Source organism: Roseibium aestuarii (assembly GCF_008477545.1).
In the GTDB taxonomy this organism is placed as follows: domain Bacteria; phylum Pseudomonadota; class Alphaproteobacteria; order Rhizobiales; family Stappiaceae; genus Roseibium; species Roseibium aestuarii.
Genome location: NZ_VORA01000001.1, coordinates 1,045,723 through 1,060,107, shown reverse-complemented (window position 1 = coordinate 1,060,107; position 14,385 = coordinate 1,045,723). Strand labels below are relative to the sequence as shown.

General features: G+C 64.8%; 12 protein-coding genes. 8 read left to right on the top strand and 4 right to left on the bottom strand.

Features of this window, described 5'->3' with window-relative positions:
* Positions 1–828, bottom strand: a complete 828-nt coding sequence (locus FR728_RS04570) for a DUF6030 family protein (RefSeq protein WP_149891426.1) — start codon at positions 826–828, stop codon at positions 1–3.
* Between the two features lie 395 nt (positions 829–1,223).
* Between FR728_RS04570 and FR728_RS04565 the strand changes: the two genes are divergently transcribed.
* From FR728_RS04565 to FR728_RS04550, 4 genes are all read left to right on the top strand, one after another.
* Entirely contained in the window at positions 1,224–2,156 is a 933-nt protein-coding gene (locus FR728_RS04565; protein ID WP_149891425.1) for an ROK family protein, read from the top strand.
* Between the two features lie 97 nt (positions 2,157–2,253).
* Positions 2,254–3,183, top strand: a complete 930-nt coding sequence (locus FR728_RS04560) for a glycosyltransferase family 2 protein (RefSeq protein WP_149891424.1) — start codon at positions 2,254–2,256, stop codon at positions 3,181–3,183.
* Positions 3,184–3,365: 182 nt separating this feature from the next.
* Positions 3,366–3,752: an FKBP-type peptidyl-prolyl cis-trans isomerase gene (locus FR728_RS04555; RefSeq protein ID WP_149891423.1), complete on the top strand. Its 387-nt coding sequence runs from the start codon at positions 3,366–3,368 to the stop codon at positions 3,750–3,752.
* A gap of 214 nt (positions 3,753–3,966) precedes the next feature.
* The gene (locus FR728_RS04550; protein WP_149891422.1) at positions 3,967–4,212 is read left to right on the top strand and encodes a hypothetical protein; all 246 of its coding nucleotides are present in this window, start codon (positions 3,967–3,969) and stop codon (positions 4,210–4,212) included.
* A 37-nt stretch (positions 4,213–4,249) separates the two neighbouring features.
* Here FR728_RS04550 and sthA read toward each other — a convergent pair whose 3' ends face one another.
* A complete protein-coding gene (gene sthA / locus FR728_RS04545; protein WP_244304379.1) occupies positions 4,250–5,653 on the bottom strand; it encodes a Si-specific NAD(P)(+) transhydrogenase in 1,404 nt (467 codons plus the stop codon).
* Positions 5,654–5,991: 338 nt separating this feature from the next.
* Here sthA and FR728_RS04540 point away from each other — a divergent pair, with 338 nt between their 5' ends.
* Positions 5,992–6,546: a putative pterin-binding protein gene (locus FR728_RS04540; protein ID WP_188318792.1), complete on the top strand. Its 555-nt coding sequence runs from the start codon at positions 5,992–5,994 to the stop codon at positions 6,544–6,546.
* A 4-nt stretch (positions 6,547–6,550) separates the two neighbouring features.
* On the top strand, positions 6,551–8,497 hold the full coding sequence (locus FR728_RS04535) for a putative bifunctional diguanylate cyclase/phosphodiesterase (protein WP_188318791.1): 1,947 nt from the start codon (positions 6,551–6,553) through the stop codon (positions 8,495–8,497).
* Between the two features lie 6 nt (positions 8,498–8,503).
* Here FR728_RS04535 and FR728_RS04530 read toward each other — a convergent pair whose 3' ends face one another.
* Positions 8,504–9,535, bottom strand: a complete 1,032-nt coding sequence (locus FR728_RS04530) for an LLM class flavin-dependent oxidoreductase (protein ID WP_149891418.1) — start codon at positions 9,533–9,535, stop codon at positions 8,504–8,506.
* Positions 9,536–9,766: 231 nt separating this feature from the next.
* A complete protein-coding gene (locus FR728_RS04525; protein WP_149891417.1) occupies positions 9,767–10,621 on the bottom strand; it encodes a hypothetical protein in 855 nt (284 codons plus the stop codon).
* 376 nt (positions 10,622–10,997) lie between these two features.
* Between FR728_RS04525 and FR728_RS04520 the strand changes: the two genes are divergently transcribed.
* Entirely contained in the window at positions 10,998–13,175 is a 2,178-nt protein-coding gene (locus tag FR728_RS04520) for an anthranilate synthase component I (protein WP_149891416.1), read from the top strand.
* A 546-nt stretch (positions 13,176–13,721) separates the two neighbouring features.
* The gene (locus tag FR728_RS04515; RefSeq protein WP_149891415.1) at positions 13,722–14,312 is read left to right on the top strand and encodes a PRC-barrel domain-containing protein; all 591 of its coding nucleotides are present in this window, start codon (positions 13,722–13,724) and stop codon (positions 14,310–14,312) included.
* Positions 14,313–14,385 lie beyond the last annotated feature (73 nt).

The window sequence follows — 14,385 nt, the reverse complement described above, 5'->3', positions numbered from 1 at the left end:
TCAGCGCAGCGGCGCGTAGCGGTCACCGCGGGTCCAGAGCGGCGACGGCGGGAAGTGCAGCAGGATGTTGAGCCGACGGGCCGCCGTCGCATCGCCAGCGAGTTCCGGATCTTCCGGATGCAGCTGCACCCGCAGACCGTCGCGCGTGCCTTCAAAGGCAGCAAACCCCGCCAGCGCCGGGCGGAAGCCGTCCGGCCAGTCCAGCTGATACCGCTCGGCGACGGCCGCCAGCACCAGTTCCACCCCTTCCAGGCCGTGGGCCGACAGGCTCGGATCCGGCGCCACCAGCTTGAGGCGCAGACCGTCCACCCGCTCAGGTGCGGAGCCGCGCACGATGGCAAAGAGGGTCGTCCGGTCGAAATCGACGCTTTCGGTCACCAGAGGCATGACCTCGCTGGCGCATTGCCAGACGCCGGACTGAAACGGCGCCGGACCCCACTCGCTCATCGGCAGCCCCAGGGTGCCGAGCAACGCGCAGAGCTCCTCCGGCGCGACCTGGCGGATGCGGATGAAGCCTGCCACGCCGTCGCTTTCCTGCGGGGCGAGCAGGCCGGAAACAAGCGACTTGGGCAGCCTGTCGAGCGGGTCGCGGGAGGCCGGGACGGGCACCGGCGGCGGCACCGGGATCGCTTGCGCCTGATCGCGCGAAGCCCCGCCACCGGGCACAAAGCCGACCGCCTGAAGCCCCCACCAGAGCCCCAGGGAGACCCCGGCTGTGAAGACAACGATCGCAGCAGCCAGCAAGGGAATGCGCAGCAGGGCCCACAGGTCATGGGCCTGCGCGCGCGCCCGGCCCGCTGTCCTGCGGGAGGAGGCTTTCTCCTGCACCCCAGAGGCGGATCGGAGCGCCCCTTGCGCAGACGGATCCTGCCAGCGCACTTGTGAGGGCTGCGGTACGGGGCGGCGCAGACGGGCAAACTGGTGGGCAAGCTGGTGGGCGAGCTGGCTGGCCCACCCCTTCGGGTGCCCTGCGCCTGATCCTGCAGATGATCTGCTGGGCCTCGCGGCGGGGCGCTTCTGCGTTTTCCCCCGGCCCAGCCCGTCCTTCGCCTTCATGGCCTGTCCCGCATGGGCAGGGACGCCGCGCGAGCATCTGTTGCTCCCGCTGGCCCTGCCTTCGTGAATATGCGATCAGCTTTGTCTGATGTGCCGGTGCAATTCAACCGTCACATCAGCTGCTCGTCCTCTCGATGTCACCTCCCGCCCCCGACCCGGAGTTGCCCATGACCCTCACGTCTCCCCCGCCCGTCCGTCTCGGTTTTGACTGGGGCGGCACGAAGATGGAGGTGATCGCCCTGAATACCGCCGGAGACACCCTGTTCCGGGAGCGCTGCGCGACGCCCAGGGGCGACTATGAAGGGTGCCTGACGCGTGCGGTGGAGCTGGTGAGCCGGGCCGAAACCGCGCTCGGCCTGGATGGCCCCGGCGCCAGCACCCTCGGCTTTGGCATTCCCGGCTCGATCTCGCCGCGCACGGGTCTGGTGAAAAATGCGAATTCCGTGTGGCTCAACGGACAGCCTCTCAAAACCGACCTGGAGGCCCGTCTGGACCGCCCGGTTCGGATCGAGAATGATGCGAACTGCCTTGCCGTCTCCGAGGCGACGGACGGAGCGGCGGCCGGCGCTCCTGTGGTGCTGGCGGTGATCGCGGGAACCGGATGCGGCACGGGCATCGCCATCGACGGCAAGGCCCATCGCGGTGCCAATGGCATCGCAGGCGAATGGGGTGCCATCGCCCTGCCCTGGCGCCGGATCGACGAATTCCCCGGCCCCGAAAGCTGGACCGGCCATTCGGGCGCGATCGACCAATGGTGTTCCGGCTCCGGTTTCGAGTGGGACCACGCCCAGCGCACGGGCGAGCACCTGAGCGCGCGCGACATCATGGCCCGCCGGGCTGCGGGCGACCACGCGGCGGAGCTGTCCTACAGGCGCCATGCGGACCGTCTGGCCAGGGCGCTCGCCATGGCCACCAACATCCTCGACCCGGACGTGATCGTGCTGGGCGGCGGCCTGTCGAATATCGATGATCTCTACAAGGATCTTCCGGGACTCATGGCACCCTATGTGATGTCGGATCATTTCGAAACCCCGATCCGCAAGGCCCGCCACGGCGACAGCTCCGGCGTCCGCGGCGCGGCCTGGCTATGGGGGCAGTGAGCGGGGGAATTTGAGCGAGGCGTAGACCTTTCGGGGTTGCGTGATCTGCCAAGCCCGTGCAACTTCGTCGAAAATTCAGATAGTCGAAATATTGCAAATGATTAAGCCCAAGATTGGCGTCCTGGTCTGCACTGCGCGACGACCGGAAATGCTGAAACGCTGCCTATCCTCCCTTCTCCCCCAGACCCGATCCGAGCATTTTGACGTCGAGCTCGTCGTTATCGAAAACGAGACACCGACCCGTCTCGATGCTGAATTCTGGACTGACTTGCAAGGCGTGCGGACACATCATGTGGTTGAGCCTGTTCCAGGCATCTGCCCGGCGCGCAATGCAGCCCTTGCCTTCGCTCGACAGGCAGGTTTCGACTGCATCGCCCTGATCGACGATGACGAGATCGCTCAACCCGGCTGGCTCGAGGCCCACTACAAGACCCTCACGCACCATGAGGCGATGGCGACCCACGGTCCTGTCTATTTCGACTACGAGGTGCCACCACCGGCCTGGTGGACAATTTCGGATCCCGAGCCAGGCATTGACGGCGCTGCGACCAGCTGGGCGGCGACCAATAATAACCTGCTCTCATGCCGTATCTTCGACCTTCCCGGGTTCGACGCGAGCTTTGATCCTGAGCTCGTCCACTCGGGCGGGGACATCGACTTCTTCCAGCGTCTCAACGCAGCGGGCGGGAAGATCGTCTGGTCGAGCAATGCGAGGGTCACCGAATGGACCCCACTGGCGCGCCTGCAGATGGACAGGTTCCTCGAGCGGGAGGAAGGTTTTGCCAAGGACCTCGTCAAGACGATCCGCAAGCGAAAGGGTGATTTCCGTGTAGCCTGGCGTTTCGGACTTAGGCTCCTTCGGGAATTGCCGCTGATCAGCCGGGACCGACTGCGCGATCTCCTCCGCCAGGTCGATGACGGAGGGATCGCCCGGCTCAGGTGGCGCCGGCGCATCGCCCATTGCAGGGGCTACTGGAAGGGCTTGTGGTCGCCGGCCCGGGATATCCGCAAGATCGATGGTGCCTGAGGCGTCCGGAAGAGAGCAAGGCTGCTTTGTTTGGACCAACCTGCGCCAGTTCGCCAACATTCTGAAACCTCGTCGCTGAGCGTTATCAAGCGTGCCCCGACCCGCCCGCTCTTTACGCGCTTCTCCGGATGGGGCAGAAACAGGCGTCGGCCCCTTCGGGCCCTATCAGTCAGGGAACGATCATGTTCAGGAAGATTGCGCTTGCCCTCGGGCTCTTCGCCTCGACCGCGACCTTTGCCGCCGCCGAAGACCTTCAGATCACCGATCTGGTGGTGGGAACCGGCGCCGAGGCGAAGGCCGGAGACACGGTGACCGTGCATTACACGGGCTGGCTCACCGACGGCAAGAAGTTCGATTCCTCCGTCGACCGGGGCGATCCCTTCGTGTTTCCGCTGGGCGCGGGGCGGGTCATCCGCGGCTGGGACGAGGGTGTTGCCGGCATGAAGGTGGGCGGCAAGCGTGAGCTCGTCATTCCGCCGCACATGGGCTACGGCTCCCGCGGCGCCGGTGGGGTGATCCCGCCGAATGCCACGCTGAAGTTCGAGGTCGAACTGCTCGGCGTGAACTGAGCAGCGGAGGGGAATGGGCCGCACTGGCGCGCCGGTATTTCCCCTGCCCTTGGAAGGACAGTAAAGTTGGCGCGGGCCCGGTCAGGGTTCGCGCCTTTTCTCGTTTGGGGCTCTGAGGTCAATCTGTCGTTCGAAAACGCTCACGCGTCGCTCGTCTCGGCGTCCAGAGAACGAACCCGGCCGTGACCGGGGTCATCACTCGACGGAGGTCCCAATGCCCTATGATCTGAAATCCTATGAGACCGGAGTCCTGATCACCAGCTCGAACACCGCACCCCAGGCCCAGCCGGGGCTGGATACCTTTGCCCAGGCCGGATGGAACCCTGTTGCCCAGGGCAATGTGGTGACCAATGGGGTCTATCGCCTTGACGGGCCGGACAACGTCAAGCGCAAGATCAAGGTTCTGGCGGTGGGCGCCGGCCTCAATGCCATCACCTATCAGTGGGAAGGCCTCGCCTGAAACCTCCCGCACGTCCAGACGCCTGCCCCGTTCTCCCTCAGCGGGAGAGCGGCGGCATGCGGTTCCAGGCGTCGAGGGCGGCGATCTTGTAGGCCTCGGCGAGCGTCGGGTAGTTGAAGGTGTTCTCGACGAAATACTCCAGCGTTCCCCGCAGGTTCAGAACCGCCTGACCGATGTGCACGAGTTCGGTCGCCCCTTCGCCAACAATATGGCAACCGAGAAGACGACGGGTCTTCAGGGAGAAGATCATCTTCAGCATGCCGTTGTTCAGGCCCATGATGTGGCCTCGGGAGGTTTCGCGGAACCGCGCAATGCCGCATTCATAGGGAATGCCGCGCTTCTGCACCTCTTCCTCGGTCATGCCGACGGTGGAGATTTCCGGCACGGCATAGATGCCATAGGGGAAATATTCCGGCGGATCATAGGCCTGCTCGCCCAGAGCCTGACATGCGGCAATGCGCCCCTGCTCCATGGAGGTGGAGGCGAGCGAGGGGAAGCCGATCACGTCGCCGGCGGCATAGATGTGCGGCACCTCGGACTGGAAGGTCTGGCCATCCACCTTGATGCGACCGCGATGGTCGACGGACAGCCCGCAGGCTTCCAGATTGAGGGAAGCGGTGGCGCCCATGCGCCCGGCGGCAAAGAGCACCACATTGGAGCGCACCAGACGACCATCTTCTAGGGAGATTTCGCAGTCGCCCGGGCCGTGCTTGACGATCTTTTCCACCTTGGAGCCAAAGCGCAGGGCAATGCCCCGGTCCCGCAGCTCGTGGGTGAAGTCCTCCACCAGCTCGTGATCGAGGAAGTCGAGCATCGAATTGCGCGGTTCGACCAGGGTCACTTTCACGTCGAGCGCGGAGAAGATGGTGGCATATTCCACCCCGATGACGCCCGCGCCGATCACGGCGATGGTGCGCGGCAGTTCCTTCAGATCCAGGATCTCGTCGCTGTCGAGCACATATTCCCCGTCGAAGGGCACGTAGTCGGGACGGAACGGCCGGGTGCCGACGGCGATGATGAAGCGATCGGCGGTGTAATGCTGGATCTCGCCCGCGTCTCCCACGACTTCCAGGGTCTTGGGGTCGATGAACTTCGCTTCGCCACGCAGGGTCTGAACCCGGTTGCGGGCAAACTGGTGCTCCAGAACCTCGACCTCATGATCGAGGGTGATGTGCAGCCGGGCGCGAAGATCTTCCGCCGAAATGTCCTTCTTCACCCGATAGGATCGCCCGTAGAAGCCGCGCTCACGCCAGCCGGTGAGGTTCAGGGCCGTTTCGCGCAGGGTCTTGGAGGGGATGGTGCCGGTGTGCACGGAGACGCCGCCCACCCGCCGGCCCTTTTCGAGCACAAGGACTTCGCGACCAAACTTGGCAGCCTGAATGGCAGCCCGCCGGCCCGCCGGGCCGCTCCCGATCACGATGAGATCGTAATGCTGCGTCACGTCCATCTTCCTGTTGTTGCAATGCAAACTGAAGATGTGTGTAGGACACAAAAATGAAGGTCCGGTCAATGGTCGCCGGGGGAGAATCCAAGACAAACCCGGTCAGATGGGTCGAAAGCGGCCACTCGGCTCGCCAGAACCCCTCTTAACGGCGCCGAACCTGCGTCTGCGGGCGTCGATCCGGGACCGATCCACCAACACGCCAGACGTGCAGAGCACTGAGAAATCGCGTCGTTAACGCAAATCCTTAAGCCTTTTTTCAAGGTCAAAGCGAACAGTGCGAATGTCGACAAGCAGGGATTGTACGTATGCGGTTTACAGACAGGATCTCGACAGGCATGGCGGTGACGCGCATTGCACGGTTGAAGCCGATCCGGATCATGCCCTTCCTCAAGCGTGTCCTTCCCCTTGTCACAGCCCTGCTGCTTCCGGCGCTGAGCGCAAGTGCCTTCGAGCCCCTGCCCCGGTTCGAGGCCGAACCCGGGTCGGCCGGCCCGGGAGGTCTGGTGATCACCCATGCGGGAACGGCCCGCACGGTGACACTGGCGGAGTTCGAGACGCTTCCGCTTTTCGAACTGACCGGACGCACCAGCCCGGACGAAGAGCCGACCCGCTTCCAGGGGGTTCTGCTGCGCGACGCGCTGCGGCTGGCCGGAGCAGAGAGCGCTCGACAGATCACCCTGCGCGCCAGTGATGGCTATGCGATCGAGATCCCGCGCGAGGACTGGGAGACCTGGCCCGTTCTGCTGGCGACACGGGCCGAGGGCCAGCCGATCACCGTCCGCCAGCGCGGACCTGCCCGCATTCTCTACCCACAGGGCCTTTATCCGGACCTTCAGAAACGGGTCTACACCGACCGCAGCATCTGGCTGCTCACGGAACTGGACTGGTAAGCCCATGACACGCAAGACCCCGGGATCCGGGTTGAACAGGCGACTGTCTGCCACCGTGGCCATTGCGGTCGCGTTGGCCATGGCAGCCGTGGCCTTCCTCGCCCTGCCCGGCGTGACGTACCTCAACCAGCCCCGGACCGACTATGGCCAGCACCTGATCCGACACATGCGCTTCACCTACAGCGAGCTGACCGGGCTGGATGTGCTGTTGCGCAGCCTCGACAACCGGAAGTCGGATGCGGCGGCGATGGAGCAGGTGGCCCAGATGGCGGATCATCTTTACATCCGCATGCAGGTTCTCTCCGGCCTGAAGACCGGCCCGATCTCCCAGCCGGACTCGACACTCTCCCAGCATGCCCGCGAGCTGATGGAGCAGCTGGACGACCTGGTCGCCGACGGCGCTCCCATCAACGGACAGGCCCTGTCGCGCCTTCAGATCCTGAGCAGCACGCTTCTACGGCAAACAGGCGACTATACGCGAAAGATCGAGGAGCAGATCGATGCCCTGGTCACCCAGCAGAAGCGCCAGGCGGGCAATGCCCTCAAGCAGGTGGTCATCTCGATCATCGTGCTGGTGTTCTGCGTGTCCATCACCTCCGCCCTTCTCGTCTACAACCGATCGATCGTCCGCCAGCTCAAGGCCAGCAATGGCCGGGACAATCTCACCGGTCTGCTCAACCGCCGTGGTCTGGACGAGCGGCTGCGCCGGAACATGGTGCCTGCCTCCGTCGCGCCTCAGGCTGTGCTTGTGTTCGATCTGGATCGCTTCAAGGTGATCAACGACCAGTTCGGTCATGACGCCGGCGACGCCATGCTGCGGGCGGCCGGGCAATCCCTTTCCAGGATGTTCGGCCGCAACGGATATGTGGCCCGCTGGGGTGGGGACGAATTCGTCTGCGTGGTGGAAGCGGCCGACGCGGATGACCTGCAGCACCAGCTGGAAGAGCTGATCAGCGAGCCCCCGAGCGTGAGGGTCAAGGGGCAGGACATGCCCGTGCGCTTCAGCTGCGGCATCTGCATGATGCCCACGGACGCCCGCACCCTGGAAGAAGCCATGTCGCGGGCGGATGCTGCCCTGCTCGAGGTCAAGCGCACCGGGCGTGGCCGCCATGCCTTCTACAGCGAGGCCATGACCGAGCGGCACAAGGTGCAGGACCGGATCCGCAGCCATCTCGGCGCCGCCATCCGGGACGGCGAGCTTTTCCTCGAGTTCCAGCCCCAGTTCGACATCGCCCGGCGCAAGATGGTCTCCGCGGAGGCTCTGTTGCGGTGGCAATGTTCCCGAACCGGCCGTCTGGTGCCGCCGAGCGAATTCATTCCGATTGCCGAGGAGAGCGATCTGATCTGGGCCATCGACACCCTGGTTCTCGATCAGGCCTGCCAGACGGCATCCCATTGGCTGAGGGGCCCCAACCGGCTGGAACGGATTGCCGTCAACCTGTCGCCCCACAGCTTCCAGCGGCTGGACCTGATCCATCGGGTCGCGAGCGCCCTGAAGGTCTGGTCGATTCCGGCCGACTGCCTGGAAGTCGAGATCACCGAAGGTGTTCTTCTCTCGGACAGCCCGCAGGTTCTGGCCAATCTGGATGCACTGGCCGACCTGGGCGTGCGCATCGCGCTGGACGACTTCGGCACGGGCTATTCGAACATCGCCTATCTGGCGCGCCTGAAGCCGGACCTGCTGAAGATCGACCGGTCCTTCCTGCGCGAGGCCGACGACCTGCGCAAGACGCGCATCGTCGAGGGCATCAGCCAGCTTGCCGACACGCTGGGGGCCGAAACCCTGATCGAAGGGGTGGAGACGGAGGCCGATCTCCTCTTCTCCCGCAATGCGGGCTGCCAGTATGCGCAGGGGTTCCATCTGGCGCGGCCAATGAGCGCCGACGCCCTGACCGCCTTCCTGCAAGGCACACCCGCGGAGGGCCGACCGATGCCGGCCGCCGTTCGCTGAGCCGGATCAGGCCAGCATGTCGCGCACCAGCGGAATGACCTTGCGGCCATAGAGCTCGATGCTCTTCATGAGCTGGGCATGGGGCATGGGGCCCGTCGCATATTTCAGGTCGAAGCGGCTGAGGCCGAGGGTCTTGATGGTCTTGGCAATGCGCCTTGCGACCGTCTCGGGGCTGCCCGCATAGACCGACCCGTGCCGGACCTCGTTCAGGAACATGTCCTTGCCCATCTGGGACCAGCCACGTTCCCGGCCCAGCCTGTCGTGGAAGGACTTGTAATGGGGCCAGAGCTGCTCGATGGCCTGTTCGTCGGTCTCGGCCACATGACCCGGAGAGTGAACGCCGAGCGGCTTGACCGGGTGCTCCATCTGGTCGCAGGCGCGATGATAGAGGTCGACGTAGGGCTTGAAGCGGGCCGGATCGCCGCCGATGATCGCCAGCATCATCTGGACGTTGTAGGTCACCGCGCGCACGACGCTTTCCGGGCTGCCGCCGACGCCGACCCAGATGGTCGGTCCGGTGCCCTCGAAGCGCGGGAAGACCTTCTGGTTCTTCAGCGGCGGGCGCAGCTCGCCCTTCCAGTTCACCACCTCATCCGCCCAGAGGGTCGTCAGCAGGTCCAGCTTCTGCTCGAAGAGGACCTCGTACTGGTTGAGGTCATAGCCGAAGAGCGGGAAGCTCTCGGTGAAGGACCCGCGGCCGAGGGTAATCTCGGCGCGGCCGTCGGACAGGGCGTCGAGGGTCGAAAACCGCTGGAACACGCGGATGGGATCATCGGAGGAGAGCACGGTCACGGAGGTGCCGAGCTTCAGCCGCTTCGTCCGGGCCGCGAGGAAGGACATGAGGATCTCCGGCGAGGAGATGGCGAATTCACCGCGGTGATGTTCGCCGAGGCCGAGGAAATCGACGCCGGCCTGATCGGCGAGTTCCCCCTCCTCCACCAGATCGCGCAGAACGTCCGCCTCGTGCTTCAGCTTGCCGTTCTCGCCCAGCGTGATGTCGCCGAAGGTGTCGAGGCCGAGTTCGATGGATCTGGTCATGGGTCCTGGTGCTCTCAAGGAATGTCGATTGCCGCCCGAGGCTCGGGCGTCGCGTGTCTGGAGCGAAGGTAATGGCAAGAAACGTCGAACAAAAGGCGGGATTGATCATCCCGGCTGAACACTGTGTTCGGCTCCGCCCAGGTCGGCGAGATGTCAAGGCAAACGGGGCGGGCCGCCCCTGGCAGCCCGCCCCGTTGAATGCTGAAGTCTGAACGCCGACCCTTGCCCGGATCAGAAGACGTGGCCGACGGGCACGTCCTTGCGGGCATTGGTGATGCCGAAGAGGTTGTCCGGCTCGAAGGAGACCGGATCGTCCTCACGGGCCCGGCGCATCAGCGACTTGTCCGACTGACCGAAGTGGAGCTTCACGCCGGCCCAGGCTGCCTGATTGCCGCCCTCGGCGATGCGTCCCTCGGCGAAGGCCGAGACGGCCGTGCTGCGGCCGCTGGTGACCATCATCTCGCCGCCAAGACCCAGCGCATGAACGCCGCTGGTGTAGCGGTGGCCGATGAAGAGCTCGACATTCTCGGTCGGGTAATAGGCCAGATCCGCCTGATCGAAGAAGCGCGCGCCTTCCTCGTAAGAGGTCTGGACGCCGCCCTTGGTGATGGTCTCGCCGTCCGCGAACTCGACACCGGCGATGCCGCGGGCCGTCAGCTGGCCCACATAGGCTTCCGCCTCCGCGCCGACCCGGCCCACGTCCACCGTGCCCCGGCCATAATCGTGGGAATAGCCGACATAACCGCCGACCAGACCCTTGGAGGGATCGCGCCAGAAGACGTGACCGCCGAGGCCGAGATAGGCCGCGCCGTCATTGTTGTAGATCGCGCCGTCGCCCTGGACGCCGTAGCTTCCGCCGATGGGTGCCGCAATCTTGCCCGAGCCGCCGTAGATCTCGCCGTCATCGGACACGCCGCCCATGATGTCGAGGGTTCCGTTGACCCCGTCGACCGCAGGACGGGACGGAGGCGTGGCGTAACCGGCATAGCCGGACGCCAGGTCGGCAGCCTGAGCGGCACCGCCAAACGCGAGGAGAGCCAGGGCAACCAGACCGCCGCCCGCTCTCGTGAAGCACTGAATACTCATGACACACCTCAATGCTGGGAATCATTTCTCCGAAGAGGTATCGGAGCTGCCCGAGACATAGCAAATGAGTGGTTAACGACGGGTGATCCCCGCCATGCGGCCGACGCGGGTCTGACGCCCAGCCCTTGCGCAAAACCCGTTGCGTGGGCTTGCCCGATCCGCTATGCCAGTTCCCATGAACATGCTCAAGGCACAGAACTGGTGGTGGCGGGACGCTTGATTGGCGGCCAGCGAGCACTTGTGTCCGAAGACACTTGAGATCCGATGAGAGGCCGCCGCGAACCCCGCAGGCGGCTTTTTTAATGTTCAGGGACTGACTGAGACAAGCCGGGCCGCCGTCCAACCGCGGTTCCAGGGCACGAGAGGGAAGACAGACATGCCGGCTTTCGCCGACCAGACGTTCGAAACCAAGGGGGGGATCACGATCCACCGTACCTCCCGTCCTTCCGATTATGAGACCGGCACCGAAGCCTGGATCGACCGGCTGGATCAGGAGCGCGGCGCCGTGCTTGCCTCCTCCTATGAATATCCCGGCCGCTACACCCGCTGGGACATGGCCCTCGTCAACCCGCCGCTGGTGATGGAAGCCGCAGACCGGAACGTCGAGATCCGCGCCCTGAACGATCGCGGCCGCATTCTGGTGCCCGCCGTGGCGGCCGCCCTGCGCAACCATCCCGATGTGGCGCGTTTCGAGGCCGACGGGGAGCGCATTGCCCTCACCGTCAGAAAGCCGGACCGGGAGTTCCGGGAAGAGGAACGCTCGCGCCAGCCCTCCACCTTCTCCATCGTGCGGGCGCTCAAGGACCTGTTTGCCTGCGATGACGACCAGCTCGGGCTTTACGGCGCCTTCGGCTATGACGTGGCCTTTCAGTTCGAGCCCATCGACCTGAAGCTGGCCCGCCCGGACGATCAGCGCGACGTGGTGCTCTTCCTGCCCGACGAGATCCTCATCGTCGACCATCACGGCAAGCGCGCCCACGTGCTGGAATATGACTTCGAGGTCGATGGCAAGTCGACCCGCGGTCTGCCGCGCGACGGCGAGAAGACCCCCTATCATCCGGCCAACGAGGACCCGGGCCGGGGCGACCATGAGCCCGGCGAATATGCGAAGCTGGTAGACCAGGCCAAGGACTATTTCCGCCGGGGTGACCTGTTCGAGACCGTGCCGGGCCAGACCTTCTATGAAGCCTGCCCGAACCCGCCGTCCGCTGTCTCCCGCCGCCTCTCCCAGATCAATCCCTCGCCCTATTCCTTCTTCTTCAATCTGGGGAACAAGGAATATCTGGTGGGGGCCTCGCCGGAAATGTATGTGCGCGTCACCGGTGGGCGCCGGGTCGAGACCTGCCCGATCTCCGGCACCATCCGGCGCGGCAAGAACGCCATCGAGGACGAGGCGCAGATCCGCAAGCTCCTGAACTCGGCCAAGGACGAGGCGGAGCTGACCATGTGCTCCGACGTGGACCGCAACGACAAGAGCCGGGTCTGCGAACCGGGCTCGGTCAAGGTCATCGGCCGCCGTCAGATCGAGATGTATTCCCGCCTGATCCACACGGTGGACCATATCGAGGGCACGCTGCGCGCCGACATGGATGCGCTGGACGCCTTCCTCTCCCACACCTGGGCGGTGACCGTGACCGGCGCCCCGAAGCGGTGGGCGATGGAGTTCATCGAGAACCACGAGAAGTCCCCCCGCGCCTGGTATGGCGGGGCGATCGGCGCCGTGCTCTTCAACGGCGACATGAACACCGGCCTGACCCTGCGCACCGTGCGCATCAAGGACGGGGTCGCGCAGATCCGTGCCGGGGCCACCCTGCTCTATGACAGCGTGCCCGAGGACGAGGAAGCCGAGACCGAGCTGAAGGCCGAAGCCATGCGCGCCGCCGTGCGCGAGGCCGGGCTCGCCCGCACCAAGGTGGCGGACGCGGCCAAGGCGAAGCCGGGCGAAGGGGTCAAGATCCTGCTTGTCGACCACGAGGACAGCTTCGTGCACACGCTGGCCAACTACTTCCGCCAGACCGGCGCCGAGGTGGTGACCTATCGTTCGCCGGTGGCCGATCATGTCTTCTATGACGTCAACCCGGATCTGGTGGTTCTCTCGCCCGGACCCGGCAACCCGAAGGACTTCGACTGCGCGGCCACCATTGGCCGGGCTCGCGCCCGCGCGCTGCCGATCTTCGGCGTGTGCCTCGGCCTGCAGGCGCTGGCCGAGGGGCTGGGCGGGGAGCTGGGGCAGCTGGAGACGCCGATGCACGGCAAGCCCTCCCCCATCACGGTGGCCGGCAACTCCCTCATCTTCGACGGGCTGCAGAACCCGGTGACCGTTGGCCGCTATCATTCGCTCTACGCGAAGAAGGACAAGCTGCCGGCCGGCTTCCGCATCACCGCGGAAACGGAAGACGGGGTGATCATGGCCATCGAGCACGAGGCGGAGCCCATCGCCGCCGTGCAGTTCCACCCGGAGAGCATCATGTCCCTGGACCAGGATGCCGGATACCGGATGATCGAGAACGTCATCACCCGGCTGGTCCGCACCAGGGTCACCGAAGGCGCCTGATCGCGCCAGCACCTGCGAACCGACACGACTTAGGCGGGCTTCCTGACACGGGAGCCCGCCTTTTTCATGCCCGCAGGGCTTTGCGCGGCACACTGGATCCTCGGGACAGGCCCGATGATGATCGAGGAGAGGGCGCTGCCCAAGCGCCCCATCCCCTCACGCCCTCCCCTCGAAGGTCATCCTCGGCCCCCGTGCCGAGGATCCAGCCTTTGGGCTGCAGGACTGGATGCTCGGGACAGGCCCGAGCACGACGGAGAAGAAGAGCAGCGTGATTTCCCGCCGCTTCGCGCATGCATTCTGACGAGAATGAGGCGAGAGGAGTGAAGTGTGACGAGAGCTTGCAGATGTCATGCCCATTTCATGGAAACGCGTTGGTTCCCAATGGCTTGCATTAAATTATCGTCATCTCGGAAGTGAATTTTTCGCGGAACGATTGTCCCTCCGACGGTGTTTGCCTGTCGATTGCCAAGGCTGACACCCCATCGACAATCCTGTTCAGACCCGTCAGCCCGAGGCGTCCAACGTCAAAGTCAAAGGAGACATCCAATGCGAAACGTTACCAAGCCGCTGAAGACTGCTCTTGCCGGTCTCGTTGCCACCACCGCCCTGATTGGCGCCGCCCAGGCTGCCGGTTCCTATACGGGTGATGCGAATGGCGACGTCCTCATCAAACCCTCCGCAGCCACCCAGGCCGAAGTGAAGGCCGATGGCGATGCCAATGGCACCACCACGCCGGAAACCATCACCGGTGACGCCAATGGCGAAGTGAAGGTCCAGCCGGGTGCTGCCGTGAATGCGGAAGCCAAGATGGAAGCTCCGGTTTCCACCCCGAAGGACATGATTGGCGACGCCAATGGCGACCAGCTGAACAGCGTTCGTGAAGAGCTTGCAGCCAATGCAGACATGTCGGTCGACGGCATGACCATCATGACCATCGATGGCGAGTCCATCGGTCAGGTCAGCGCCGTGAACCGTGATGCCGATGGCCGCATCCTCTCCATCGAAGCCGAAGTTGGCGGTTTCCTGGGTCTGGGTGCCGACACCATCACCATTCCGTCCGAGCGCTTCACCGTGACCGACAATATGGTCAAGCTCAACATGAGCGAAGCTGAAGTGAAGGTCCTGGCCGACAGCTAAGTCTCGGCGAGGTCTGAACCTCTCTCTCAAGGGGTCGCGCACGCGGTGCGCGGCCCCTTTCTCATATGGGCCG

Excerpts from the sequence above, each read along its gene's own strand:
- FR728_RS04565 (WP_149891425.1), top strand. The coding sequence starts at position 1,224 with ATGACCCTCACGTCTCCCCCGCCCGTCCGTCTCGGTTTTGACTGGGGC.
- FR728_RS04525 (WP_149891417.1), bottom strand. The coding sequence starts at position 10,621 with ATGAGTATTCAGTGCTTCACGAGAGCGGGCGGCGGTCTGGTTGCCCTG.
- FR728_RS04555 (WP_149891423.1), top strand. The coding sequence starts at position 3,366 with ATGTTCAGGAAGATTGCGCTTGCCCTCGGGCTCTTCGCCTCGACCGCG.
- FR728_RS04540 (WP_188318792.1), top strand. The coding sequence starts at position 5,992 with ATGGCGGTGACGCGCATTGCACGGTTGAAGCCGATCCGGATCATGCCC.
- FR728_RS04560 (WP_149891424.1), top strand. The coding sequence starts at position 2,254 with ATGATTAAGCCCAAGATTGGCGTCCTGGTCTGCACTGCGCGACGACCG.
- FR728_RS04530 (WP_149891418.1), bottom strand. The coding sequence starts at position 9,535 with ATGACCAGATCCATCGAACTCGGCCTCGACACCTTCGGCGACATCACG.
- FR728_RS04535 (WP_188318791.1), top strand. The coding sequence starts at position 6,551 with ATGACACGCAAGACCCCGGGATCCGGGTTGAACAGGCGACTGTCTGCC.
- FR728_RS04550 (WP_149891422.1), top strand. The coding sequence starts at position 3,967 with ATGCCCTATGATCTGAAATCCTATGAGACCGGAGTCCTGATCACCAGC.
- FR728_RS04515 (WP_149891415.1), top strand. The coding sequence starts at position 13,722 with ATGCGAAACGTTACCAAGCCGCTGAAGACTGCTCTTGCCGGTCTCGTT.
- FR728_RS04520 (WP_149891416.1), top strand. The coding sequence starts at position 10,998 with ATGCCGGCTTTCGCCGACCAGACGTTCGAAACCAAGGGGGGGATCACG.